We start from the raw sequence: 24,087 nt of genomic DNA, 5'->3' as shown, positions 1-24,087 counted from the left end.
CTTCCGGCACAGGTTGAGCGCGTTCGCAGCGCTGTCCGCATTGATGCTGGCATCTTGCGGCGGCGGCGGCGGAAATGATGGCGCAAGCGGCGGGGGCAGCCCGACGCCGACGCCTACACCCACCGCCTCACGCCTTTATGCCGATCCGGCGCAGGAGGCGCTGACGGTCGCCGATGTGGAGAGTGTCGTTGCCCATGCCGCAGCCGAGGCGCAGGCGCGCAGCCTGCCCGCGGTCATCGCGGTGACGGACCGGGTGGGCAATGTGCTGGCCGTGTTCCGCATGAATGGCGCGCGGGCGACTGCCACCACCAGCGCCGCGCCCAATGGGCAGAATATCGATGCGCAAAATCTGACGGTTCCGGCCGAGGCGGGCGCGATCAGCAAGGCTATCACCGGGGCCTATCTGTCAAGCGGCGGCAATGCCTTTTCGACCCGCACGGCGAGCATGATCGTGCAGGAGCATTTTCCGCCCGCGCCGGGCACCGTGGGCCTCGAAAGCGGGCCGCTATTCGGCGTGCAATTCAGCCAGCTCCCCTGTTCGGACCTGTCGGCGCGCTACATCTCGTCGGGCGCCATGGCGATGATCGGGCCCAAGCGGTCGCCGCTGGGGTTGGCGGCTGATCCGGGCGGCTTCCCGCTCTATAAGAATGGCGTCGTGGTCGGCGGCATCGGCGTCATGGCCGATGGGGTCTATGGCTCCGATCCCGATGTCACCGACACGGACAATGATCCGGAAGAATATATCGCATTGGCCGGAACGCTGGGCTTTGAAGCGCCCGATAGTATCCGCGCAAACCGCATCTTTGTTGACGGCACGTCGCTTCGCTATTCGGACGCTGCCTATGCGGGGCTGACGGCGAGCGGCGTGGCCAGCTTCGCCGCGATCAACGGCAGCGCGGGAAGCCTGGTGGCGGTACGCGGCTATTATGGCGATCCCGCACCGATGGTGCTGGCGGGCGTCGCCTATGGCAGCGAGCTTTCAGGCGTGCGGGCTTCGCGGGTGGCGGAGTTTTCCAATCGCGACGCCTTCGTGCTGACCGATGGGTCGGGGAATAACCGTTTCCCGATCCGAGCCGCGACCGACGCGGGTGATGTGACGCAGCCCCTGACCGCCGCCGAGGTGACGGCGGTGCTGGAGGAAGCCTTCACCATCATGAGCCGGGCGCGCGCGCAGATCAGGCAGCCGCTCGACAGCCGCGCGCAGGTGACGATCAGCGTGGTCGACACGCGCGGCGCGGCACTCGGCATCGTGCGATCGCCCGACGCGCCGATCTTCGGCACCGACGTCAGTTTGCAGAAGGCTCGGACGGCGGCTTTCTTCTCCAGCAGCCACGCCGCGCCGGACCTGCTGGCGAGCAGCAGCGCTGACGTCGCGGCTTTCGTGGGCAAGGCGCGGACCTTCCTCAACGATCCGGCAGCCTTGACCGGCACCCATGCCTTCACCGATCGTGCGAACGGCAATCTGTCACGCCCCTATTTTCCTGACGGCGAGGTGGGGCGGCCCAACGGGCCTTTCTCCCGCCCCATCGCGCAGTTCAATCCTTTCTCCACAGGCTTGCAATCCGCGCTGGTCGTGGGTGATCTCGCCGCCCATCTTGCCTATGTGACGGGCGCGAGTGCGACCGACACGCCGCAGCGTTGTTCGGCCGTCACCGGCGTCGGCGCGGGCAATCGCATCCAGAATGGCATCCAGATCTTCCCCGGTTCTGTCCCCATCTATCGCGGCAATGTGCTGGTTGGTGCGATCGGCGTTTCGGGTGACGGCATCGATCAGGATGACATGATCAGTTTCCTGGGCGCGCATAATGGCGGGCAACGCGGCGGCGGCATCGGCAATGCCCCTGCTGCCATCCGCGCGGACCGGATCGTTGTCGACCTGGGCAACGCGTCCGTGCGGCTGCGCTATGTGAGCTGTCCCTTTGCACCCTTCCTCGACAGTTCGTCGCAAAATGTCTGTCAGGGCCTGTAGCGATGGGGGTCGCCGCGTTCCTGCCGCTCTTCGCGCTGGCGCAGCCGGGCGAGCCCGTGCCCCCGCCGCCGCCCGACAATTGGGAAGAGATATTGAATGCGCCGGAGGTTGGCGCGGACGATCAGTCGATAGAAGGCCGCCGCAGACCGGGCTATGAAGCCCCGCTGCCCGAAGCGGTGACGCAGGACAATCCGGGCGCAGTGCGTGCGCCGCCCCCCGAGGCTTTCCCTGTCGATCAGGTGCCGATCCCCGATCGCTGGCGGCTGATCGAATCTCTCGGTGTGGTCAAGGAACGCTGGTTCGACCCCTACGGACAGAATACGTTGAAGGGCGACCGGCCGATCAACCGTCAAAAGGTGAAGTGGCTGCCGATCAAGGGCGATGACTGGTTCTTCGTCGCCAATGCGGTGAGCGACTCGGTGATCGAGCCGCGCACCTTCCCCATTCCCGTGGGGGTGCAGACGACCGAGCGGCCCGGCAGCATCGATGTGTTCGGCAAGGACGCGAGCTATGTGTTAAGCCAGACCTTCATCGGCGGCGTCGCGCTGATCAAGGGCTCGACCGCCTTCAAGCCGCCGGAGATCGAATATCGGCTGACGCTGGCCTACAACATCAACCATGTGAATGTGCCCGAACGGCGGGTGTTGTTCGTCGAGCCGTCCAAGCCGTCGCATCGCACCGACCATTTCCTGGGCGTGCAGGAGCTGTTCGTCGATTATCACCTGGCGAACACATCGGATCGCTACGACTTCCGCTCGATCCGCGTGGGCATCCAGCCTTTTCAATCGGACTTTCGCGGCTTCCTGTTCAACGACCAGCAGTTGGGCATCCGGCTGTTCGGTAATCGGGATAATAATCGCTTCCAGTTCAATCTTGCGGCCTTCTGGCGGTTGGAAAAGGATACGAACAGCGGCCTCAACAGCGTCGTGCAGTCCCCCCGGCGCGATTGGGTGTTCCTGGCGAACCTCTATCGGCAGGATTTCCTGATCCCCGGCCTCACCAGCCAGATCACCGCCGTTTACAATATGAACCGCGAGGCGGGGCGGATCGAGGTTGATGACAATGGCTTTCCGGTGCGGCCCGCCCTGCTGGGCGATCTACGCGGCCGGGATTATGATGTCGTCTATCTGGGCTACAACGCTGACGGGCGGATCGGGCGGATCAATCTGACGGCTTCGGTGTACGGGGCCTTGGGCGAGGATCGAAACAGCATCTTCACGTCTGAGCCTGCGCAGATCAGGGCGTTTTTCGCCGCTGCCGAGGCGAGCATCGACAAAGATTGGATGCGCTTCCGTCTGTCGGGGCTCTATGCCAGCGGCGATGGCGATCCTTATGACGATCGCGAAAACGGCTTCGACGCGATTTTCGAGAACCCCATCTTTGCGGGCGCGGACACCAGCTATTGGATCAGGCAGACGATCCCTTTCGCCGGCGGCGGGCGGGCCATCGGGATCAACGGGCGCAACGGCATATTGAACTCCTTGCGCTCGTCCAAGGAGCAGGGCCAGTCGAACTTCAACAATCCCGGCACGATGCTGCTGGGCGCGGGCGCGGACTTCGATCTGTTGCCGGAACTGAGATTGTCGGCCAACGCCAACCATCTCTGGTTTCAGAATACAGCGACCCTGCAGGCTTTGCGCAATGAAGGAAGCATTCCCAAGGCGATCGGCTGGGACCTCTCCACTGCCGCGATCTGGCGGCCGCACGCGACGCAGAATATCGTATTCCGCCTGTCGGGCGCGACCCTGCTGCCGGGCGCGGGCTTTCGCGACCTTTTCACAAATAGCGAGCGCAACCGGAACTATTATTCGGTGCTCGGCAACCTGATCCTGAGTTATTGATGCGGCCGATCTTTGTCTTCTTGTTGCTGATGCTCGCCGCGCTGACCGTGCCGGTCGTCGTGTTGCACGCATCCGACGCGGAAAAGCCAGTCGAACGGGTCTATCCCAAGACGCCCCCCGCACCGATGAGCCAGACAGCCGATCAGGTCGCGGCCAAATCGGAAGGCTGCTACAGCTGCCATACCAAGACGGACGAACCGTCGATGCACGCGACGCCTGCGGTGATGCTGGGCTGCGTCGATTGCCATGGCGGCGATGCGACGGTGCGCGGCGATCCAGCCCATGGCTTCGACGATCCCGCCTATGTCACGGCGCGGGACAAGGCGCATGTGCTGCCGCGCTATCCGGGCAGCTGGCACTATCCATCCTCCGCGAATCCCAAGCGGACTTACACGCTGCTGAACCGGGAAGCGCCCGAGTTCGTGCGCTTCGTCAATCCCAGCGACTATCGCGTGGCGCGGGAGGCTTGCGGGTCGTGCCACATGCAGACGATCGAGGCGGCGGAGCGGTCGCTGATGGCGTCGGGCGCGATGCTGTGGGGCGGGGCGGCCTATAATAACGGCATCGTGCCATACAAAAACTACATCTTCGGTGAGGCTTACACCAAGGATGGAAAACCCGCGAAGATCGTGTCGCCGGGCTCCCCTGCGGGTACGCTGACGGCCGAGCAGAAAGCCCGCGGCGCGCTGTCCGAACTCTATCCGCTCCCCAATTGGCAGGTGACGCCGCCGGGCGACGTGTTCCGCGTGTTCGAGCGCGGGGGGCGCAATATCGCTACCCAATTTCCTGAAATCGGCCTGCCCAACCCGACCGGCTCCATCCAGCGGCTGGAGGAACCGGGGCGGCCGGACCTCAAGCAGTCGAGCCGTGGGCCGGGCACCGGCCTGCGAGTGGCGATCCCGGTGCTGAACCTGCACAAGACGCGCCTCAACGATCCCTATATGTGGTTTATGGGGACCAACGACCAGCCAGGCGACTATCGCCATTCGGGCTGTTCGGGATGCCATGTTGTCTATGCCAACGACCGGGAACCGCGCCACAGCCTGATCTACGCGCAATATGGCCGGGACGGGCAGACCGCGACCATCGATCCGACGATCGCAAACAAGATGGCGCATGCACAGGACGCCCGGCATAAAAACGGCGGACACGGCGCGCTAAAAGGCGCGCACGGCGTAGAGGCGCCCAATCACCCCGTCGCGGCGGTCAAGGAAAGCGGACACCCGATCCGCCACACCTTCACCCGCGCCATCCCGACCGCGCAGTGCATGAACTGCCACATGCACCAGCCCAATATCTTCCTGAATAGCTATCTCGGCTACACCATGTGGGACTATGAGTCCGACGCAGGCCTGATGTGGCCGGAAAAGCAGAAATACCCGACGGCTGCCGAAACGCACCAGACGCTGGAGCGCAATCCCGAAGGCGCTGGCCCGCGCGGCAAATGGTCGGACCTCGACTTCCTGCGCAACGTCTATGACCTCAATGACAAGGCGAAGGATACGCAGTTCGCCGATTATCACGGCCATGGCTGGAATTTCCGCGGCGTCTTCAAGCGGGATCGCGAGGGCAATCTGCTCGATGCGGATGGGAAGGTCGTGCCCAACGACGATCCGGAGAAGTGGCGGAAGAAGGGCGAGGGTAAGTTCGTTCAGCCCGGCGTCAATCCCGGCAAGTCGGTCCACCTCATGGACATCCATGCCGAAAAGGGCCTGCAGTGCGCCGATTGCCATTTCGCGCAGGACAGCCATGGCAACGGCTTCATCTATGGCGAAGTGGCGAACGCGATCGAGATCGGCTGCAAGGATTGCCACGGCACCGCCGACGCCTATCCGACTCTGCTGACATCCGGACCGGCCGCGCCGCCCAAGGGCACCAACCTGGCGCTGCTGCGCAATCCGGACGGCAAGCGCCGGTTCGAATGGTATTATGACGCGAGCGGGCGGCGCAAGTTGATCCAGCGGTCGATCGTCGATCCTACCCTGGAATGGGAAGTGTCGCTGGTGAAGGACAGCGTCGATTCCACCAATCCACATTTCAACGCCAAGGCGGCGCGCGCCAAGCTGATGAGCCGATCGGGCGCGGAAGATGGCAGTTTCGCCTTCGGCCCCGGCGTGGCCAAGGCAGACCGGGCGCATGGCGATGACAACATGGCCTGCTTCACCTGTCACTTGAGCTGGACCACCAGTTGCGGCGGCTGCCACTTGCCGATCGAGGCGAATTGGAAGACCTCGCTCCACCATTATGATAGCGAGGAGACGCGCAACTTCGCGACCTACAATCCCCAGGTCGCGCGCGATGAGATGTTCCAGCTTGGCAAGCATATGACGACCAAGGGGAATGAGACCGCGCCGGTGCGGTCGACGTCCGCGCTGGTGCTGTCATCGACCAACATCAACCGCGAACGCATCTATATCCAGCAGCCGCCCGTGTCCGGCATCGGCTTTTCAAGCCAGGCCTTCGCCCCGCATTTCCCCCACACGGTGCGCAAGACAGAGACGAAGACCTGTTCCGACTGCCACCTGTCGGCGAAGGACGACAACAACGCGATCATGTCGCAGTTGATGCTGCTCGGCACCAATTTCGTGAACTTCGTCGGCCTCAATGCCTGGACGGGTCTGGAAGGCGGGTTCGAAGCGATCCGTGTCACCGAATGGGACGAACCACAGGCGGTGATCGGCAGCTATCTTCAGAAATATGCCTATCCCGATTATTGGAAGCTGCATGTCGAGCAGAATGGGCGCGAGCTGAAGAATTGGGTTCGCGGCAAGTTCTTCGACAAGAAGGCTTCCGGCGAGAGCCAAGCCGTCGAGGAATTCCGCAATGTCGTGAAGGGCACGCGCGATCGCGTCGGGTGCCTGCAATTGCGCGGCGAATATATGTATGTTGCGGAGGGCAAGGGCGGCTTCCGCGTCTATGACGTCGCATCGATCGCCAACAAGGGCTTTTCCGAACCGATCCTCAGCGGCCCCTTCTCGAAGCTCGGCCATAATACGGGCGTGGCGTCGAAGAACGCGACCTGCATGGCACTGCCCACGAACCAACCCATAAACCCGCTGCGCAGCACCAAGGAATTGCGCGAGATCAATCAGGAACAGCCGTTCCTTCCGATCTACAGCTATGCGGCCGTGACCGACAGCATCGAAGGGCTGATCATGGTCAATATCGAGACTATGGCCGACGGCGAGTTTCGCAACAATTTCCTGAAACGCGCGGTGACCTGGAATCCCGATGGCGTGCTGAACGGGGCGCGGCATATCCAGCTGGCGGGGCAGATCGCCTATATCACGGCGGATGCGGGGCTGGTGGTGGTGGACCTTGCCGATCCGCTGCATCCGCGCCTTGCTGCCGTCCGGCCGATGAAGGATGCGCGCGCGAGCGCCATTCAGTTCCGCTACCTGTGGGTGACGGATGCCGATGGACTGAAGCTGTTCGACGTGACGAAGCTGACGGATCCCGTGGCGGTTCCATCTGCCACCGTGCCGCTGAAGGACGCGCGCCGCATCTATCTGGCGCGCACCTATGCCTATGTCGCGGCGAAGGCAGAGGGGCTGGCCATCGTCAACATCACCAATCCGCTCCGGCCGAGCGTCTATGCCAAGGAGACCTTCGGCGGGCAGATGACGGACGTGGAGGATGTGATCGTCGCCACCACCAATGCCTCCCTCTTCGCCTATGTCGCGGACGGGCGGAACGGCATGAAGGTGATCCAGCTGACCAGCCCGGCAAGCCAGCCCAATTTCTACGGATTCTCCCCCGCGCCCAAGCCCGAACTGATCGCCTGGGCACGGACACCAACGCCCGCCGTCGCGCTATCCAAGGGCCTTGACCGCGACCGTGCGGTAGACGAAACCGGCGGACAGATCGCGGTGTTCGGGCGGCTGGGCTCCCGGCCCTTCACCCGCAGCGAAATGGAACGGCTGTTCCTGACCTCGAAGGGCATACCCTACAAGGTCAGCGACGATGTCGATATGAAGGCGTGGCGGCCGCCATTATTGCGGTGAGGGGCGTTTTCCGCTGATCCTGGTGGGACGGTTGCACGGAGCATTTCATGACCGAAGCCTTTTTCCACGGCACTGTGCATGAAGCAGGTGAAGATTTGCAGGCGGCGTTACGGGCGGAGCCGGAGGTGCTGGCACTGTGGCAGGCGCTGACGCCGCTGGGCCGTAACGAGTTCATTTGCTGGATCGACGACGCCAAGCAGGCGAAGACGCGCGCGCGGCGCATCGATCGGACGCGCGAGGAATTGCTGGAAGGAAAGAAGCGGCCCTGTTGCTGGGCGGGTTGCATCCATCGGACCGACAAGGCGCCCGGCAAATGGCAGCAGGCGGTGCTGATCGACAAGAAGAAGGGATAAGCCCCGCCTTAAGCGGGCCGCTCATCCATCAGGATCCGCACCAGCGGCTGCATCCTTTCATCGAACTTCGCCAGCGTCGCGCGTTCGCCAGCCGTTTCGAAATGGGTGACGAAGCCCGCGTCCGTCCATCGGTGGAGGGCGTAGGCGGCAGCATCGGCGACGATCATGGGGCGATCGTCAGGCTGCCCGGTGTCCATGGGGCGCAGGTCCAGCGCGAGTTGCGGCGCGGTCGAGGAGCAGATGGCGACGGTCGTGCCCTGCCACGGCGCGGCAATGGTGCGGTGGAGATGCCCGCAGAGGATGGCGGCGATGTTGGGGCGGCCCGCGATGGTTGCGGCGAAGCGCTGCACCCATGGCTCGTCGGGATGGGTGTTCATCCAATCGATGCCTGCCTCAATCGGCGGGTGGTGCATGACGATCAGGGTGGGGGTGTGTGCGTCTTCGTCGAGCCGGGCGGCCAGCCAGGTAGCGCGGACTTCGCAGAAAGCGCCACCATGGCGGCCGGGTTCGAGCGTGTCGAGAATGATGATGCGGCGGCCCTCGCTTGCCACCACATAATGGACGAAGCCTTCTTCTTGCGGGACATTCGGGAAATGCCGGGCGAAATTGGCGCGGTCGTCATGATTGCCCATCGCCGGCCACACGGGGAAGGGGCACTGACTGAACGCTTCCGCCAGGCGGCGATAGCTGCCGGCATCGCCATATTCGGTGAGGTCGCCGGTGGCGAGCAGCAGGTCGGGGCGGTTGGGGCCCTCGATGAGCGCACGGAGCACCTGGTCAAGCCGCTGGCGATTGAATTCGCCCGGATTGTCGCGGTCGAAACCCAGATGGATGTCGGTAACCTGCGCGATCAGCATGGCTAGTCCTTCTCCCTCGTGGCCCGATCTTCCTTGATTGTCGCCCGGACAGGCGTCCATGGCGCGCCATCGCCGACATGATAGCTGTGGCACATGGCGCAGCTCGATGGCACGGGCGCTTTCGACTTCTCACCGCCATGGCAGGTGCGGCAACCGTCTATGCCGGGCAGGAGCAGTTGGCGCGCATCATGGCTCTTCGCCGCGGCATGGCAGCTTTCGCACGTCTCTGTGCTGTGGGCCTTATGATCGAACCAGCCGTTCATCATGTAGCGCATCGGCTGCTTGACCGGCGTGACGCTCCAGCTGGCACTGCCGTTCGCGCCGGGCGGGGTGACGATATGGCAGTCATAGCAAGCGCCGCCCTTTGAAAAGACGGAGCGGATCGCGTCGTCCGCGCGGGAGGGGCGCGCCGCCTGAGCGCCGAAATAGGCGTGATACATGCGGCCCTGTGCATAATCGCCGGGACGGCGGCGCGCCATGCCGCCGAGTGACAGGGGCTGCGCCGGCGGGGTGGACCGGTAATAAGCACGCAGATCCGCGATCACCTGATCGGGCTGCCCATGGCGCAGAGTCCGCACCGTACCCCCGATCTTTTCGAAGGCAAGGCTGTGGCAGGATTGGCAATCGCGCTCCATGTCCACGGGCAGGAATCGCACGCCGTCGGCCGTTGGGCGGTGGCAATCCTTGCAGGCGAGCGCGTCGCCATAGCCGCCCACCGTGCGCGCCATGCGAGCGACGCCGCCGGTCTGCGACAGGTGAATGTCGTGCGGAAATTTGAGGCCGCTATCGTCCATCGGTTTGGCGTCGAGTGAGGCGCGGGTGAAGTTCGGCTGCTTGCCGGGATTATATTGGACCAGCGCCGTGAATTGCGGATGTGCGGTCCCGAAATCCCCTGCATCGGCGAGCTTCGTGTCCTTCAGCCGATCCTTCAGACTGCCATGGCAATCCGTGCAGAAAGCCTGGGGCGTCGGCTGCATGGGGCCAGCGCCTTCATGCTCGCGGTGACAATCGACGCAGGCACCTTCCGGCGGTTTGCCGAAGGTCGAGGCGACAAGGTTCAGGAACTTGCCGCCGATGCCGGGTTCCGTGCGCGCCATGGCGATGCGGGCGGCCGGAGCATGGTCATGCACAGATGTGTGGCATGTCTGACAGGCAGAATCGCGGACGGAAACGAACGCCTTTTGATGGCAGGTCTCGCATTTGCCTTCCAGCGCGTGGTGCGCCTGGCTCAACGGGCCGGAGGACCAGGCCCCATCCCCCTTAATATTGTCGCCCTTCACGCTGTAGATGTTGCGCATGTCGTCCGCAGGGCGGGTGGCGTAGCTGTAGATCGGAACGGCAAGGAAGCCGATCAGGATGGCGAGGACGAGGCCCCATGCGGTCAGTCGCTTCGGCGGGGCAAGCCGCGCGAGGGAGAAGACGCGAGCCTCCTCCTTTTCTTCCGAGGCTTCCGAAACGGCATCGACGCGGCGGATGGTGAGGACGGTTGCGCCATCTTCCTGTGACACAGTGATGCGGTGCCCGCCGAAGCGCAATTCCGCGCCTTTGCTGACGTCGATGTCGGCGCTGCGGGTAGTGCGGCCCTCTATCTCGAAGCCGAGCGTGCCGGTCGCGCGCACTCGGATCGTGCGGGCGTCCAATTGTTCGATGCGCGCGTGATCGGGCTCCAGCGCGAGGTCGGGCAGGTGGATGTCGCTCGTCGATGCACGGCCGAGCACCAGCTGCGGCTTGTCGAGCGTTGCGCTGCGGACGATCTCGCGCCCGTCTGCGGTCAGGCTGATCTGGCGGACTGTGAAGCTCATCTGCGCGCTCACCAGTAGAAGAAGACGCTGACGAGATGCGCGGTCAGCGCGGCGAGCAGGGCGAAAGTCGCCGGGACATGGACGTACAGCCAGACCTCCAGCAACGCCTTCAGCCGTAGGTGTCGGCGGAGACGCGCGAGCATCGCCTGCTTGCGCTCGAGCAGTGCGTCGATCCTTTCCAAGGGCTCCTCGCCGGTATCCGGATGATCGCCGGTCCAATGGCGCAATGCCGCCTGCGCGGCGGCAGTAGCGCAGCGCGGGTAGCGGCCGGAAAGCCGCGCGATCAGGCTGCCGCCGAACGGATCGTCATCCAGCGACTGGCGGACCAGACTGGCCTGGGCCTGGGGCAGCGGTTGCGCGGCATCATGCAGCTGCCGGTCGATGGCGCGGACCGCTTCGAGCATCTGCACCTGCGTCATTTCCGCGCGGTTGTTGCTGAGCGCGGTGGGGAGCGTCGCATAGACGATGATGCCGAACAGACCTGACAGGATCACCAGCATCATCAGGACATAGGCCAGCGTATGGACGTTCCAGCCCAGCTGAAAGCCCGTATGCAGCGTGCCGATGACGATCAGGCTCAAACCCAGATAGACATGCGCGCTGGTCCAGGCCTTGAGTGACCAGCGGCCGCGCGTCATGGCCCTCTTGCGCAGGCCGAGCAGCGTCAGCCACAGGATCAGGCCGACGCCGATCGTCCCCAGCATATAGCCGTACCAGCTCCCGCCATTATGGCGCGGCGTTATGTCGATCATCAGATAGCTGGCGATAACGAGCAGGCAGAGAAGGCCAGCGATCTTCAGCCAGCGGAAATTGGCGTGACGCAGGAAGCCGTCATGCAGGACTTCGCCTTTGATGCGGCGAGCGGAGGGTGCGCGGGTGGCCATCAGTTCGCTTGCCCATCAAGGCGGGCGACAGTGAGAAAATCCTCTGGCGACACGCGAATGGCGGCGCCAGTGGGGCAGGCGCGGACGCAGGCGGGACCGCCGTCAATGCCGGAACACATGTCGCACTTGATCGCCTTCTTGGGCTTTTCGACACCGGGCTCGGCATGTTTGTAGCGCCATTTCTTCGACGGCTCGCCGGGCCCGGGCCCTGCGCCGAAGAACATCCAGCTGAGCAGGCCCGGCTTCTTGGGCGGCACGCTGTCCATGCGGATCACGCCATAGGGGCAGTTGCGCTGGCAATTGCCGCAGCCGATGCAGGTCTCGTCGATGAAGACCTCCCCATCCGGGCCGCGATGGATGGCGTTGGGCGGGCAATCGGCCATGCAATGCGGATGCTCGCAATGGCGACAGCTGGTCGGCACATGGAGATGGGCGTAGGTGCGCCCGGCTTCCCGGTCGAGGCGGGACAGGCCTTCATGACTGTCTGCGCACGCCTTTTCGCAATTGTCGCAGCCGACGCACAGATGCTCGTCGATCAACAGCACGTCGGTGGCTTCGCCAATGCCGTTGTCGACCAGGAATTTTGCCGTCTCCGAATACATGTCGACGACAGTGGAGAAGCTGTCCTTGCGGCTTTCGATGAAGGCGTTAACGTCCTGCCGCGCAGCCATGTCCTTGCGGGCGCGCTCCAGCAGTGCGGGCTTGGCGGCCATCAGCCGGGCGAAGGCGTCGCCGTTCAGCTTGATGACTTCGGACTTGACCGTGGCCTTGACCGTGGCGGTGCGGGGCCCGCCCGCGATCAGCGCCATTTCGCCGACATAGGACCCAGCGGGAAGGTAAGAGAGGAAGACTTGTCTGCCGCCGATCTTCTTCTCCACGATCATGGAGCCGACGCGGATCACATAGATGTCGTTGCCGAGGTCGCCTTCGGTCAGGATCGCCTCGCCCGCCTTCACCGTCTGGATTTCGGCCGTGTCGAGCACTTCGGCGAGATCGGCGGGTGTCAGGCCAGCACCGAACATCTGGAGCAGCTGCCGCTCGGTCGAGATGCGGGTGATGGCGCGCTTGGCGGGCGGGTTGGAGGACATGAGCTTCAGCGCCGCCGTCCGAGACACCTCCACCATGATCGAGTCCGTGCCTGCGCGCACGGTGGAACCGCGGCGGCGGCCGGAAATCAGGCCGACTTCGCCGAAAATCGATCCTGCCTCGATCGGCACGTTGGTGCCGGGAGCGACCTCCACCAGCGCCTGACCCCCCGCGATGCCGAAAAGCGATGAGCCGGGGTCATGCTTTTCGAAGATCACCTCGCCAGCGCGATAGGCGCGGACTTCGCTGTCCAGCATGAATTCGCGCATCTGGAGCGGCGACAAGCCTTCGAGGATGGACACGCTGGTGCGCAGGAACTCCAGCCATTCCGCGACCGAACGCTTTTCCGGCAACGCCGCGAATTTGGCGGCGAGAATAGGTTCGTCGGCCGGCTTCAGGTCACGATTGCCATTGATATATTCGACAACGTCATAGCCCTGGTTCATGCAGTGCTTGATCAGCGGATAGCCCGCCAGCGCGCCGATGACGAAGATGCCGGGCGCGGTGCTTTCGAACACTGGCGAGAGTTTGGGGAAAGCCAAGCGGTCGCTGCTGGCAAATTCCACGCCGCAGCTTTCCACGAACGCGCGCGGCGGGGCGGAGCCCATGCGGGCGATGATGCGGTCGCATGGCACCTTCACTTCGCCGTCGCGGCTGTCGAGCGTGATGAAGCCGGGCTCGATCTTCGCCGTGGTCGATTCCGTCATGATCGACAGGCGTCCGGCTTCGGCGGCGGCCATCAGCGCCTTGACGTTGGCGGGCTTCGCGCTGGCGAACTCCGTTCCCCGGTTGAGGATGGTGACGACATTCCCCTGCGCTTCGTCGGCGGCGAGGCCCATGGCGTTTTCGATCCCCGCGTCCCCGGTGCCGACGACGAAAATATGCTCGTCATTATAATCGGCGGGATCGTCCAGCTGATATTGCACATGCGGCAGATCGGCGCCCGGAACCCGCATCAAATTGGGATTGCCCTGCGTCCCGATTGCCATGATCACCGCATCGGCGATGATTTCGCGCCCGTCCGTCAACGTCAGCCGGTAGGGCGGGGCGAGGCGCTGGATTTCCTTCGTGTCGGTCGTGCCGTCGCGCTTGCGCTCCACGATCTTCTGCACGCTGCCCGGGATCGGATCGCCGGTGCCGGTGATCGCCTTCACCTCGGCATTATAGGCGATGTTGATACCCTGCGCGGCGGCCTGCTCGTTCCAGCGGCCCAGGATCGCTTCCCGCTTGCCAGCGTCGAAATCGAAATCGGAACGCAGCACGAGTTGGCTGGGCGTCGCCATCACATGCTTGCCCTTCTGATATTTGAAGATCGTGTCGGACAGATGGTCCGTCTTTTCGATCAGAAGATGCGGGATACCCAGCTGCGCCGCGCGCGCGGCCGCGCTCATCCCCGCCGGTCCCGACCCGACGATCGCGATACGCACGCGGTCAGTCACTTATGTCCCCCCTCTTGCGAGATCACCCGCAGCCCCGGCCATGCCCCTGCCGGTTTATGATGCGCGGATCAAGTCTTTGGGCACTCTATCAATTCCGCTGCGTCACGCTAGAGAGCAGTTGGTGGTTATCGGGGGTGGTTGAGTGGCGAAGCTGAGCGTGGGGCGAGTGGCTCTGATCGGGGCGGCCGGGCTGGCGATCGTGTCGGTCGGCTATAATGTCTGGCGCGACCGGCCGCAGGAAAAGGAAAGTGCCGCTTCCGCGCCCTTCGCTGCGGCGGGGCAGCAGCCTTCCGATCCGGAAAGCGTCATCCGTGGTCTTCAGGAGCGCGTTGGCGCCAATCCCAACGACGCGGAAGGCTGGCAGATGCTCGGCTGGGCCTATTTCGAGAGCAGCCGTCATGCCGACGCCGCCCGCGCTTATCGCCGCGCCGTCAAGCTGGCCCCAGATAATGCGACATTCTGGTCATCGCTTGGTGAAGCGCTGGTGATGGCGAGCGAACATGACCCGATGCCACGGGAAGCAGCGGACGCCTTCGGCAAGGCGGTGAAGCTCGATCCCAAGGAGCCGCGCGCCCGCTATTTCCTCGCTGTCCGCAAGGACCTTGCCAAGGATCATGAAGGCGCAATCCGCGACTGGCTGGCACTGCTTGCCGACACCCCGCCCGGCGCGCCGTGGGAAGCCGACTTGCGGCGGACGATCGAGCAGGTCGGCAAGATCAATGGCATCGACGTCAAGGACCGTCTGGCAGCGGTAAAGCCCGCTGCGCCGCATCCGCCCATCGGATCGGTCGCCACGGCAGCGATCCCCGGGCCAAGCCGCGAGCAGATGCAAGCCGCCGCGCAACTCCCCAAGGGGCAGCAGGACGCGATGATCGAAGGCATGGTGTCGGGGCTGGAAGCCAAGCTCAAGGCCAATCCCGCCAATGTCGACGGCTGGATCATGCTGATGCGCAGCCGCATGACGCTGGGCGAAACGGCAAAGGCACAGGCGGCCTATCAGGCCGCGCGGAAAGCCAATCCCGCGCAGGCCGGAAGGCTGCGCGATGAGGCAAGGCTGCTGGCGGTGCCGGGGATTTAAGGAGGGATAACTCCCCCTCCCGCAAGCGGGAGGGGGCTGGGGGGTGGGCTAGCGCAAGGTCGCTGTTAAAGGCTTAGGCAAAAGCTCGCTTCGCTCACACCCACGCCTAACCCCTCGCGCCTGCGGGAGGGGGACTGTTTCAAATGCTAACCCGGGATCATCCCGTCTCCTGTCGCGGAACACTCGCCCCCTTCGCCCGTTGCCTTCCTGAAATGACAGCAGACCCAGCGATCTTCGATCCGCCGCCCGATTCAGTGGCCTTCTACACCGAAAGCCTCCAGCATCTGGTGGAATCCGGCATCCCCTTCATGCTTTCGGGCACCTACGCCTTGGGCTGCCACACCGGCATCGTGCGGCCGACGAAGGACCTCGACGTCTTTTGCAAGGCAGGCGACGCTCCGCGCATCCTCTCCTATTTCAAGCACCTTGGACATGAAGTCGAGTTCGAGGATGAGCGCTGGATCGGGAAAGTCTGGCGCGGCAACAACTTCTTCGACGTAATCTACAATATTTCTTCGGCCAGTGTTCCGGTGACGGAGGAATGGTTTCGCGCCGAAGATCATGCCGAAGTTTACGGCACCACCGTCCGCATCACCCCGCCGACCGAGTTCATCCTGTCGAAGATCTTCATTCAGGACCGCTATCGCTATGACGGCGCCGATGTCGTCCATGTCATCCTGCGCCAGCATGAGCGGATCAACTGGCAATGGCTGCTCGACACGATGGAGCTGCACTGGGAATTGCTGCTGATCCATCTGCTCAACTTCCGCTTCATCTATCCCACGGAGCGGCATTGCATCCCGCTCTGGCTGTTCGAGGAACTGTTGGGCCGCTTGCAGACGCGGGCGGAATTGCCCGTGCCCAATATCCGCGTGTGCCGTGGGCGGCTTCTATCCCCGCGCGACTATCTGATCGACATCACCGAATGGGGCTTCGCCGATGTGGTCGGCAAAGGCCTTGAGGAGAGCCATGACCGCAACAAATGAACCCACCCGTCATGAAGGACTGACACTCGCCGCGATCGGCGACCTGCATGTCACCGACACGTCAGAGCATCGCTACCGCGCGATGTTCGAGGAGATTTCGGAAAAGGCCGACATATTGGCGCTCTGCGGTGACCTCACCAATTTCGGCAAGACGCGCGAGGCGGAAATATTGGCCGAGGATCTGCGCGCCTGCACCATCCCCACCGTCGCCGTTCTCGGCAATCACGATTATGAATGCGGCCAGCCCGAAGAAGTCGCCCGCATCCTGCACGGCGCGGGCGTCACCGTGCTCGATGACCAGGCGGTGGAGATAAAGGGCGTCGGCTTTGCCGGGGTGAAAGGCTTTGTCGGCGGCTTTGGCCGTGGCGAACTGGGCGCGTTCGGGGAAAAGGGCATCAAGACCTTCGTCGAGGAAGCGATCAACGAGGCGCGTAAGCTCGAAAACGCCCTGCGCTCGCTGCGGACCGACCGCTGCGTGGCGGTTCTCCACTATGCGCCCGTCGTCGATACGGTGGAGGGAGAGCCGCCCGAAATCTTCCCTTTCCTCGGCTCTTCGCGGCTGGCGGAGGCGATCGACCGTTTCGACAATGTCCGTTTCGCCGTGCACGGCCACGCGCATCGCGGCGCGTTCGAAGGGCGCACCCCACGCGGCGTCCCGGTTTATAATTGCGCGCAATTTGTCGTGTCGGAGCGTTTCGACCGCCCCTACGCCCTGATCGCGCTCTGAACGCCGCCACGATCGCGCCGATCCGGTCGCAATTGACGCTTGCACCGGTCTGGAATGGGCAAGAATGCACCAAATCGGTTATGGTTTGGGAGCAATTCGCAATCACATTGCCCTAGGCCTGACGCCTGACAAGCGCCGTCATCCACGGCGCAGGGCGGCGTGGGGCAGATGGATTTCAAAGGGGCTTTGGCTGGGCTGAAGGCGATCGCGGCGGCGGCAACGCTGCTCACAGCCTGCTTTCCCGCCGCCGCGCAGATGGCGGGTGCGGGGGACGGCGCGTCCGCTCCGCTGATCGACCGGGATCGGCAGGATCGCGTTCAGCCCAGCATCGCGCCCGCGCCTCCCGCCACGCTCGCCCCACCTGCCCCCGCCATCGCGCCCGCCGCCAGCCCGGCCAGCAGCATCATGCTGACACGCGTCCGTTATATGGGCGCATCGCTCCCCGTGCCGCATCTCGACAAGGCGGTCGCTCCCCTGATCGGGCGGCCGCTGACCCGGGAAACGCTTCAGGCCGTGGCGAAGGTGGTGGGCGACGCCTATGCGCGCAGCGGCATCGCCTTTTATTCCGTGTCCATCCCGGCACAGGTGCCCGCAGGCGGCCAACTGATCGTGAAGATCGTCGAGGGGCGGGTAAAGGAATATCGGCTGGCGGGCATGTCCCCCAGCATGCCGGTCCGCTTGATCGAAGCCCAGATGCGGCGGGTGAAGCACGACGCACCGCTGCGCAACGCCACGTTGGAACGCGCCCTGGGCCTGCTGCGCGACATTCCCGGCCAGACCGTCGAAGCACGCGTCCGCCAGGGTGCGGGCGAGGGCGACCTGATCCTCGACCTCATCATAAAGCGCAAGCAACTCGAAATCGGCGTCCTTATCGACAACAGCGCGGTCAACAATGTCATCGACGGCGTTCAGGCGCAGTTGACGCTGACCGCCAACGGCATTCTGCGCGAAGGGGACAGCACGCGCATCGCGGGCTATCTGCCCTTCTATCCCGAACGCTATCAATTTTATTCGCTAAGCCACGCAACCCCGATCGGCAGCAACGGCACCACCCTGTCGGCCAATATCGCCCATATGAAAAGCCGCGTCCGCGACCGACCGATCGAAGGCGAAGCGACGCTGGCAGGCGTCACGATCAGCCATGCGCTGGTCCGCTCCAACAAGACGAATCTCACCATCAATGCCTCGATCGACGGGATCGACAGCAGCAATTATTTCCTCGACGTCCGCTTCGGCGATTACCGGTCCCGCGCGGTGCGGCTCGGCGCATCCTGGTCGCATTCCGATCAGACGCAGGGGCAGGCGCTGTCCGCCGTCGCCAGCCGGGGCATCGGCCTGCTGGGCGCGCGCGCCTTTACTGGCTTTTCGGAAAAGATCTTCACCAAGGTCAATGTGCAGGCCGTCGCCGTGCGCAACCTGTCCAAGCGCGTTGCCGTCAAACTCAACGCGAGGGCGCAATATTCCCGCGACCAACTGCCCTCGACCGAACGCTTTTCTTTGGGCGGCACCGGCGCGGGCATGGCCTTCCCGATCGGCATCCGCGCGGCTGAAAAGGCGGTGGCGGGTTCCGCCGAGCTAAGCTGGATGCCTGTGCGCGCGGGGATTTTGCAGAAGACGACGCTTTTCGCCTATGCCGATGGCGCGATGGCCCATGCGGTCGCGCGGCCCTTTTACCGTCTTCCTGCCGAAAATTTTTCGCTCGCATCCGCTGGCGCCGGAGTTCGGATCGGCATCGGCAATCAATGGCGGGCGAGCGTGGAAATGGCTGTGCCGGTAAAGCGCGTCGACAGCGCGGATTCCCGCCGCGCGCGCGTCTTCTTCGGGATCGGCCGCGCCTTCTGATCCCGTTTTGCGTATACGCAAAGGAAAGATGAAACATGAACAATGTGTGGGAAGTGTGGCCGTCCGCGCTGACGGCCGCGGAGTGCGACGCCATCGTCAAACGGGCGGACTTCTATGCCGACCAGTCCGCCACCGTGGGTTTCGAGCACAGCAGCCGCAGCGATCACGCCTATCGCTCCTCAATCATCCGCTGGTTCGATCCATTGCGGGAAAAGGACATTGTCGACCGGCTGATGCAATTTGTCGGCGCATCCAACCGCACCAATTTCGGCGTCGACATCGTCGCTCCCTATGAAGTGCAGTTCACCGAATATCACGCCACCCAGCAGGGCAAATATGACTGGCATCAGGATGTGTGGCTGGAATCTTCCCGCCCCTTCGACCGCAAATTGTCGGTGGTGGTGCAGCTGTCCGATCCAGAAGATTATGAAGGTGGAGCGTTCGAATTCTTCTGCGTGGCGCAACCCGCCGCCACCTTCGCCCCGCGCGGCAGCATGCTGATCTTTCCGTCCTTCCTGCAACATCGCGTGCTCCCCGTGACGGCAGGGCTGCGCCGGAGCCTCGTGACTTGGGTAGAGGGTCCACGGTGGCGTTAGTGCCGATTGGCATCGCCACGCACCCTGGTCGACGGAAAATTCCCTCTCCCCAACCCTCTCCCCTAAAGGGGAGAGGGAGAAGGTCCCCTAGATACCCGTTATTTCTAGCCTCAAGTCCGAACACAAATCGAACCATAATGGACAAACCCCAAAAACACTCCGACCTCCCCATCTTGCGCATCAGAAAACAGCCCAACCCAAATTTCCCCAACCTAACCAGCCAATCCCGACGCACAGACCGCAATCGCAAGCCCTTTGCGTATCCGTTCCCGCGCTTCCCTGACTGTTCCTTCGCACCTCCCTCCGCCCAAAGCCCGATGTCACCAGATCGGTGATTTTAGAAGAAGCCGTAAGGGAATGCCGTGCTTAGCCTTGTGGCCTTGCGATGATGTTCGCATTGAACAGGGAGGTTCTAGCATGTCTTTGGTTGGGCCAGCGCGGTCAGGGCGGCGTCTGCTGCTTTGCGCCACGGCGATTCCGCTTTTCCTACTTGGCGCCTGCTCCGATGGCGTGGGCTTCAGCGTCCGCACGGCAGGAGGCAAGACGCCCTCCGGCCCGTCGGGTCCGACCAGCCCCAGCGGGCCCACTGGTCCAAGCGGCCCAGGTGGTCCGAGTGGTCCAAGTGGCCCTGATGGTCCTAGCGGTCCTGGTGGCCCGAGCGGACCAGGCGGTCCCGCTGGCCCGAATGGCCCCACTGGCCCGGGCGGCCCCGGCGGTCCAGATGGACCATCCGGCCCGAGCGGACCCACCGGACCGGGCGGCCCGACCGGCCCGACAGGCCCCAACGGCCCCACAGGTCCCGCCGGTCCTTCAGGCCCCGGAGGCCCAACCGGCCCAACTGGCCCCACCGGTCCAGGAGGTCCAACCGGTCCCACCGGCCCCGGCGGCCCGACCGGAACCAGCGATGGCGCACTGATCGGCGTCAATCTGGGCGGCCAGCTGGTCGCCGGTCCCACCGGCCCCGGATCTCTCGTCGGCGTGAATGTGCTGACCGATCAGCCGAACGCCACCGGCAACCTCGCGACGGTCGGCCTGCTGAATGGCGATGGTACGGTCGTGGACGTGGCCCTGCCCACCACGGTTGGCGGCGTTCAGCAGGGGCTGGCGCCCGTCGGCACGCTTGCCGGAACGCTGCTTGGTGATCAGGTGGGGGGCACCGTCACTCAAGTGACCGACGGTCTTGCTCCGGTGGTGGCGACGGTCACGTCTGCCGCTACTCAGGTGACGGCGCCGTTGCTCGACACGGTGACCGGCGCGCTGGCGCCGGTCACGGGGGCGATCGTCGGCGATGGCGGTGCGCTCGCTCCTGTAACTGGCCTGGTCGAAACGGTTGCAGGCGGGTTGACGGGCGTGTTGGGGGGAGCAGGCGGAACGCCGGGCGGCCTGCTCGGCGGACCCCTGATCGGGACAAATGTCGGTGGTCAGGCCGTGCCCGGCCCGACCACCAGTGACACGCTGGTCGGCGTCAATCTGCTGCCGTCCGCGACCGCTCCGGCGCAGGGGCAGCTGCTGACCGCCGAAGTCCTGACGCAGGGGACGATCGTCGATGTGGCAGTGCCGACCACCGCCGCAGGGGTGGAGGCCGGACTTGCGCCGGTCGGCAATCTCGTCGGCGGCGTTCTGGGCGCTGAAGCGGGCGCCGCCATAGATCAGGTCGTGACCGCTGCCGCGCCGGTCGTCGCCACTGTCACTTCGACCGTCGACAGCGTCGTCTCGCCAGTGCTCGACGCCGTCAACGGCCTTGCCCCGGCACTCCCCACCGGCAGCGGCAGCGGCAGCACCGGCGGCGGATCACTGCTTGCGCCAGTGACAGGCCTGCTCGGCGGCGTGGCCGCGCCGTCCACGGGCGGTCAGGGCCCCGCCGCTCCGGTAACGGGCCTGCTCGGCGGTCTGCTCGGCCGCTGACCCTTTGCCTCCCCCGCGCACCCACCGGCACGGGGGAGGGGTGAGGAGGCGGCAGGCCCGCCGCCTCCTCATCTTATCCTGTCTGGCACTTTGCAAGCTGGTCCCGCGAAAGGATTCGCCCTTGATGAAGCTCCATCAGGCCGAGCATCTGCTCATCATCAGCCTCAACAATTTTCATGCCATCGAAGCCGCCTATGGCCCGGATGCCGCTCGCGCCGCCATCGATCATCTTTGCCATCGAGCTCGCCAGCACCTGGGCCGCATCGGCCTGCGCAGCGCCGACGGCAGCCGGATCATGCTGACCGCCCGCTATCCGCTCATGCAGAGCCTGCCCGTCGAGCGGCTGGTTGAGAAGCTGTGCGAAGCGATCGATGGCGAACCCTTCCGGTACAATGGTTGCGACATATTGCTTTCGGTGTCGGCCGGGCAGGCCTTTGTCGGCGAACATCTGGGCCGTGCACAGGAAATGGAGGCGAGCGCCCGGCTCGCCGCCTCCACATTGCGGCAATCGCAGATCGTCGTCCGCCGGGGTGAAGGCGTCGCCCTCTACCGGCGCGATATGGAGCAGGCCGCCGCACTCCTGCGCTGGGTTCAGGATGGCGAGGCCGTCCTGAGCTGGCGCCCGGTATCCCGCCCGCGCGATGGCAGCACCATCCTCTATTATGAAGCGATGCTGCGCCGCGTCGGCGAAAATGGCGAGCAGATGGATTGCGCCGCCAACTATGCCGCGCTCGAACGCCTCGGCCTCCCCCATCTGCTCGATCGCTTGCTGGTGCGCGACGTGATCCGTGAACTGGAGGCGGACCCGGCCGCCTGCTTGTCGGTCGCCGTCTCCCCGCACAGCCTATCGAGCAACCTGCATGGCCAGGGTGCAGGTTGGACGGACCTGATCGACCGTTTGGGACGGGAGCCCAGCCTTGCACGCCGCTTGGTGATCGAGATCGGCGACAATAGCGGCATCGCCTGTTTTCGCGACGCGCTCTCCTTCGTCCGGACTTTGCGCGGTCTGGGCGTGCGGATTTCGGTCGCCCGCTTCGGCTCCGGCCAAGCTTCCATCGGGCAGCTGATGGCCCTGTCCCCGGATGTCGTGAAGCTGGACAGTCCCTTCATGCGCACCGCCTATGAATCGGAACGCAACCGGCTGCGCGTCGGCCATCTTCTCGGCCTGGCCCGCACCATGAGTTCCACCGTGATCGTCGATGGCGTGGACTCGCCCTGGCACCTCCATATCGCCGCTGAAGAAGGGGCGGAGTGGGTGACGGGCTCGCACCTCGGCCGCCCAAGCGCTCGGCGCGGCTGGACGAAGGGTGACCGTGTCACGTCGCTAAGCACGTTCACCAGCGCCCTGCATCATCACCAGTTCAGCGAAAAACCGGCGCGCCATGTGGCACAGAGTCTTCTTTGCGTGCACGCAACGCGCGCGACTTCCGCCATTTCGGATTCGGTCTGATGAGCCAGGCAGCCGAAACGCCGCTAGACAATCGCCAGCAATGGAGGAAAGGCCGCATGGCGGGATTGATACGCGACATCATGGCGACGCTGTCCCGCGACAATGGCGCAGCCCGCCCGGCCGCCGAACTGGAAGCGCTCAGCCGCCTCGATGATCGCTTGACCAGCTTTGCCGGGGACAGGATAGACAGCCGCGCACCGATGCTCATCCGCCCCGCCGACTGCGTGGTGTGGGACGGCAACCCCCGGGATCAGCCGGGCCTCAACCCCGACAGTTGCCGGTCGCTGATCGAATCGATCGCGGCCGAAGGCGGCAACCGCATCCCTGTGCTCGTGCGGCTGAACCCGCAGGCGTCGGAACAACCCTATCAGCTGCTGGTCGGCAGCAGGCGGCGCTTCGCCATTGATTGGCTGAACCATAATGGCCGCCCGGAACTGCGCCTCAACGCGCTGGTCGTCGAACTGTCGGACGAGGAAGCCTTCCGTCTCGCCGACATAGAAAATCGGGAACGCGCCGATATTTGCGAGCTGGACCGGGCGCGCAGCTATCAGCAGGCGGTCGACCGCTTCTATGGCGGTGTCCAGTCGCGCATGGCCGAGGCGCTGGGCCTGTCGAACAGCCAGCTCAGCCGCCTTCTTGCCCTTGCCCAACTGCCCGAAGAGGTGATCCAGGCCTTCGCCACGAAGGAGGAGTTGAAGGTCCGCTATTCCGAACTGCTGACGCCGCTCTTGCGAAGGCATGAGCAAAGGGCCGACCTGATCGCCGAAGCGCGGATCATCGCGCAGGAGCAGCAGGCGCGCGCCGCCGGCAATGGGTCGATGCTGGCGTCCGCGACGGTCCTGTCCCGGCTGCGTCAGGCGGCGGCGCGGCGGCCCAGGGAAAGCAGCGACATGGAGATCATGGCTGGCGGCGACCGCATAGGCCGGGCACGCGTAACCAAGGGCGGCGTCGTGCTGGATCTGACTATCGCGAGCGACGCCGATCTCGACCTCTTGTTCGCGCATGTGCGAGAAGCCATATTGGCCGCGCGCGCCCTGGCATGACCAAGGCGTCCTTCGGAGATTTGCGTGCACGCAAATCCCGGACGTAGACGCGCATGGGCTTGTTCATTGCGCAGCATTAAGGGCTGGTTCAAGCTTATTGGCGATAAGTAACTTGCACGGCCGAACGGCTTTGCGTAAATTATATGGCATCAGTTAAATCGGCTGGGCTGATCGCCATATGGTTCATATGGGCGACCGGCCCGTCCTGCTACGCCAGGTAGCGAG

The 24,087-nt window shown here is 64.3% G+C and carries 16 protein-coding genes; 12 read left to right on the top strand and 4 right to left on the bottom strand.

The window, feature by feature from the left end:
- Positions 1 to 43: 43 nt before the first annotated feature.
- From MU848_RS03145 to MU848_RS03130, 4 genes are read left to right on the top strand one after another with little or no spacing between them, the layout of a single operon-like run.
- On the top strand, positions 44 to 1,969 hold the full coding sequence (locus MU848_RS03145) for a heme-binding protein (RefSeq protein WP_247230210.1): 1,926 nt from the start codon (positions 44 to 46) through the stop codon (positions 1,967 to 1,969).
- A 2-nt stretch (positions 1,970 to 1,971) separates the two neighbouring features.
- Positions 1,972 to 3,810: a hypothetical protein gene (locus MU848_RS03140; RefSeq protein ID WP_247230181.1), complete on the top strand. Its 1,839-nt coding sequence runs from the start codon at positions 1,972 to 1,974 to the stop codon at positions 3,808 to 3,810.
- The gene (locus MU848_RS03135; protein ID WP_247230180.1) at positions 3,810 to 7,814 is read left to right on the top strand and encodes an LVIVD repeat-containing protein; all 4,005 of its coding nucleotides are present in this window, start codon (positions 3,810 to 3,812) and stop codon (positions 7,812 to 7,814) included. Before MU848_RS03140 ends, MU848_RS03135 begins: the two co-directional genes overlap by 1 nt.
- Positions 7,815 to 7,861: 47 nt before the next feature.
- On the top strand, positions 7,862 to 8,167 hold the full coding sequence (locus MU848_RS03130) for a YdeI/OmpD-associated family protein (protein ID WP_247230179.1): 306 nt from the start codon (positions 7,862 to 7,864) through the stop codon (positions 8,165 to 8,167).
- A gap of 8 nt (positions 8,168 to 8,175) precedes the next feature.
- Here the strand turns inward: MU848_RS03130 and MU848_RS03125 are convergent, their stop codons facing one another.
- Genes MU848_RS03125 through MU848_RS03110 form a run of 4 tightly spaced genes read right to left on the bottom strand, consistent with a single transcriptional unit; the run spans position 8,176 to position 14,235 of the window.
- On the bottom strand, positions 8,176 to 9,024 hold the full coding sequence (locus MU848_RS03125; protein ID WP_247230178.1) for a metallophosphoesterase: 849 nt from the start codon (positions 9,022 to 9,024) through the stop codon (positions 8,176 to 8,178).
- Between the two features lie 2 nt (positions 9,025 to 9,026).
- Positions 9,027 to 10,826, bottom strand: coding sequence for a cytochrome c3 family protein (locus tag MU848_RS03120; protein ID WP_247230177.1), 1,800 nt, complete (start codon positions 10,824 to 10,826; stop codon positions 9,027 to 9,029).
- An 8-nt stretch (positions 10,827 to 10,834) separates the two neighbouring features.
- The gene (locus MU848_RS03115; RefSeq protein WP_247230176.1) at positions 10,835 to 11,710 is read right to left on the bottom strand and encodes a hypothetical protein; all 876 of its coding nucleotides are present in this window, start codon (positions 11,708 to 11,710) and stop codon (positions 10,835 to 10,837) included.
- Complete coding sequence (locus tag MU848_RS03110; RefSeq protein WP_315862407.1) at positions 11,710 to 14,235, bottom strand: cyclic nucleotide-binding domain-containing protein; 2,526 nt, start codon at positions 14,233 to 14,235, stop codon at positions 11,710 to 11,712. The genes MU848_RS03115 and MU848_RS03110 overlap by 1 nt, the downstream gene beginning before the upstream one ends.
- A 142-nt stretch (positions 14,236 to 14,377) precedes the next feature.
- Between MU848_RS03110 and MU848_RS03105 the strand changes: the two genes are divergently transcribed.
- From MU848_RS03105 to MU848_RS03070, 8 genes are all read left to right on the top strand, one after another.
- On the top strand, positions 14,378 to 15,313 hold the full coding sequence (locus MU848_RS03105; protein WP_380800128.1) for a tetratricopeptide repeat protein: 936 nt from the start codon (positions 14,378 to 14,380) through the stop codon (positions 15,311 to 15,313).
- 212 nt (positions 15,314 to 15,525) lie between these two features.
- Positions 15,526 to 16,299, top strand: a complete 774-nt coding sequence (locus MU848_RS03100; protein ID WP_097093006.1) for a nucleotidyltransferase family protein — start codon at positions 15,526 to 15,528, stop codon at positions 16,297 to 16,299.
- On the top strand, positions 16,283 to 17,026 hold the full coding sequence (locus tag MU848_RS03095; RefSeq protein ID WP_247230175.1) for a metallophosphoesterase family protein: 744 nt from the start codon (positions 16,283 to 16,285) through the stop codon (positions 17,024 to 17,026). Before MU848_RS03100 ends, MU848_RS03095 begins: the two co-directional genes overlap by 17 nt.
- Before the next feature lie 168 nt (positions 17,027 to 17,194).
- The gene (locus tag MU848_RS03090; RefSeq protein ID WP_247230174.1) at positions 17,195 to 18,868 is read left to right on the top strand and encodes a ShlB/FhaC/HecB family hemolysin secretion/activation protein; all 1,674 of its coding nucleotides are present in this window, start codon (positions 17,195 to 17,197) and stop codon (positions 18,866 to 18,868) included.
- 35 nt (positions 18,869 to 18,903) lie between these two features.
- Entirely contained in the window at positions 18,904 to 19,464 is a 561-nt protein-coding gene (locus MU848_RS03085; protein WP_247230173.1) for a 2OG-Fe(II) oxygenase, read from the top strand.
- Positions 19,465 to 19,881: 417 nt separating this feature from the next.
- On the top strand, positions 19,882 to 21,369 hold the full coding sequence (locus tag MU848_RS03080) for a hypothetical protein (protein ID WP_247230172.1): 1,488 nt from the start codon (positions 19,882 to 19,884) through the stop codon (positions 21,367 to 21,369).
- A gap of 124 nt (positions 21,370 to 21,493) precedes the next feature.
- Positions 21,494 to 22,819 carry an EAL domain-containing protein gene (locus MU848_RS03075; protein ID WP_247230171.1) on the top strand — a complete coding sequence of 442 codons (1,326 nt, stop codon included), beginning with the start codon at positions 21,494 to 21,496 and terminating at the stop codon, positions 22,817 to 22,819.
- Positions 22,819 to 23,862 (top strand): ParB/RepB/Spo0J family partition protein, encoded by a 1,044-nt coding sequence (locus MU848_RS03070; protein ID WP_247230170.1) that lies wholly within the window; start codon positions 22,819 to 22,821, stop codon positions 23,860 to 23,862. The genes MU848_RS03075 and MU848_RS03070 overlap by 1 nt, the downstream gene beginning before the upstream one ends.
- Positions 23,863 to 24,087 lie beyond the last annotated feature (225 nt).

This window comes from Sphingobium agri (assembly GCF_023051225.1).
In the GTDB taxonomy this organism is placed as follows: domain Bacteria; phylum Pseudomonadota; class Alphaproteobacteria; order Sphingomonadales; family Sphingomonadaceae; genus Sphingobium; species Sphingobium agri.
The sequence above is the reverse complement of the archived record's forward strand: the minus strand, read 5'-3'. Positions and strand labels throughout refer to the sequence as shown.

Coding starts and splice junctions, on each gene's coding strand:
- MU848_RS03125 (WP_247230178.1), bottom strand. CDS start 9,024: ATGCTGATCGCGCAGGTTACCGACATCCATCTGGGTTTCGACCGCGAC.
- MU848_RS03115 (WP_247230176.1), bottom strand. CDS start 11,710: ATGGCCACCCGCGCACCCTCCGCTCGCCGCATCAAAGGCGAAGTCCTG.
- MU848_RS03090 (WP_247230174.1), top strand. CDS start 17,195: ATGGATTTCAAAGGGGCTTTGGCTGGGCTGAAGGCGATCGCGGCGGCG.
- MU848_RS03140 (WP_247230181.1), top strand. CDS start 1,972: ATGGGGGTCGCCGCGTTCCTGCCGCTCTTCGCGCTGGCGCAGCCGGGC.
- MU848_RS03130 (WP_247230179.1), top strand. CDS start 7,862: ATGACCGAAGCCTTTTTCCACGGCACTGTGCATGAAGCAGGTGAAGAT.
- MU848_RS03070 (WP_247230170.1), top strand. CDS start 22,819: ATGAGCCAGGCAGCCGAAACGCCGCTAGACAATCGCCAGCAATGGAGG.
- MU848_RS03095 (WP_247230175.1), top strand. CDS start 16,283: ATGACCGCAACAAATGAACCCACCCGTCATGAAGGACTGACACTCGCC.
- MU848_RS03085 (WP_247230173.1), top strand. CDS start 18,904: ATGAACAATGTGTGGGAAGTGTGGCCGTCCGCGCTGACGGCCGCGGAG.
- MU848_RS03080 (WP_247230172.1), top strand. CDS start 19,882: ATGTCTTTGGTTGGGCCAGCGCGGTCAGGGCGGCGTCTGCTGCTTTGC.
- MU848_RS03135 (WP_247230180.1), top strand. CDS start 3,810: ATGCGGCCGATCTTTGTCTTCTTGTTGCTGATGCTCGCCGCGCTGACC.
- MU848_RS03120 (WP_247230177.1), bottom strand. CDS start 10,826: ATGAGCTTCACAGTCCGCCAGATCAGCCTGACCGCAGACGGGCGCGAG.
- MU848_RS03075 (WP_247230171.1), top strand. CDS start 21,494: ATGAAGCTCCATCAGGCCGAGCATCTGCTCATCATCAGCCTCAACAAT.
- MU848_RS03100 (WP_097093006.1), top strand. CDS start 15,526: ATGACAGCAGACCCAGCGATCTTCGATCCGCCGCCCGATTCAGTGGCC.
- MU848_RS03145 (WP_247230210.1), top strand. CDS start 44: ATGCTGGCATCTTGCGGCGGCGGCGGCGGAAATGATGGCGCAAGCGGC.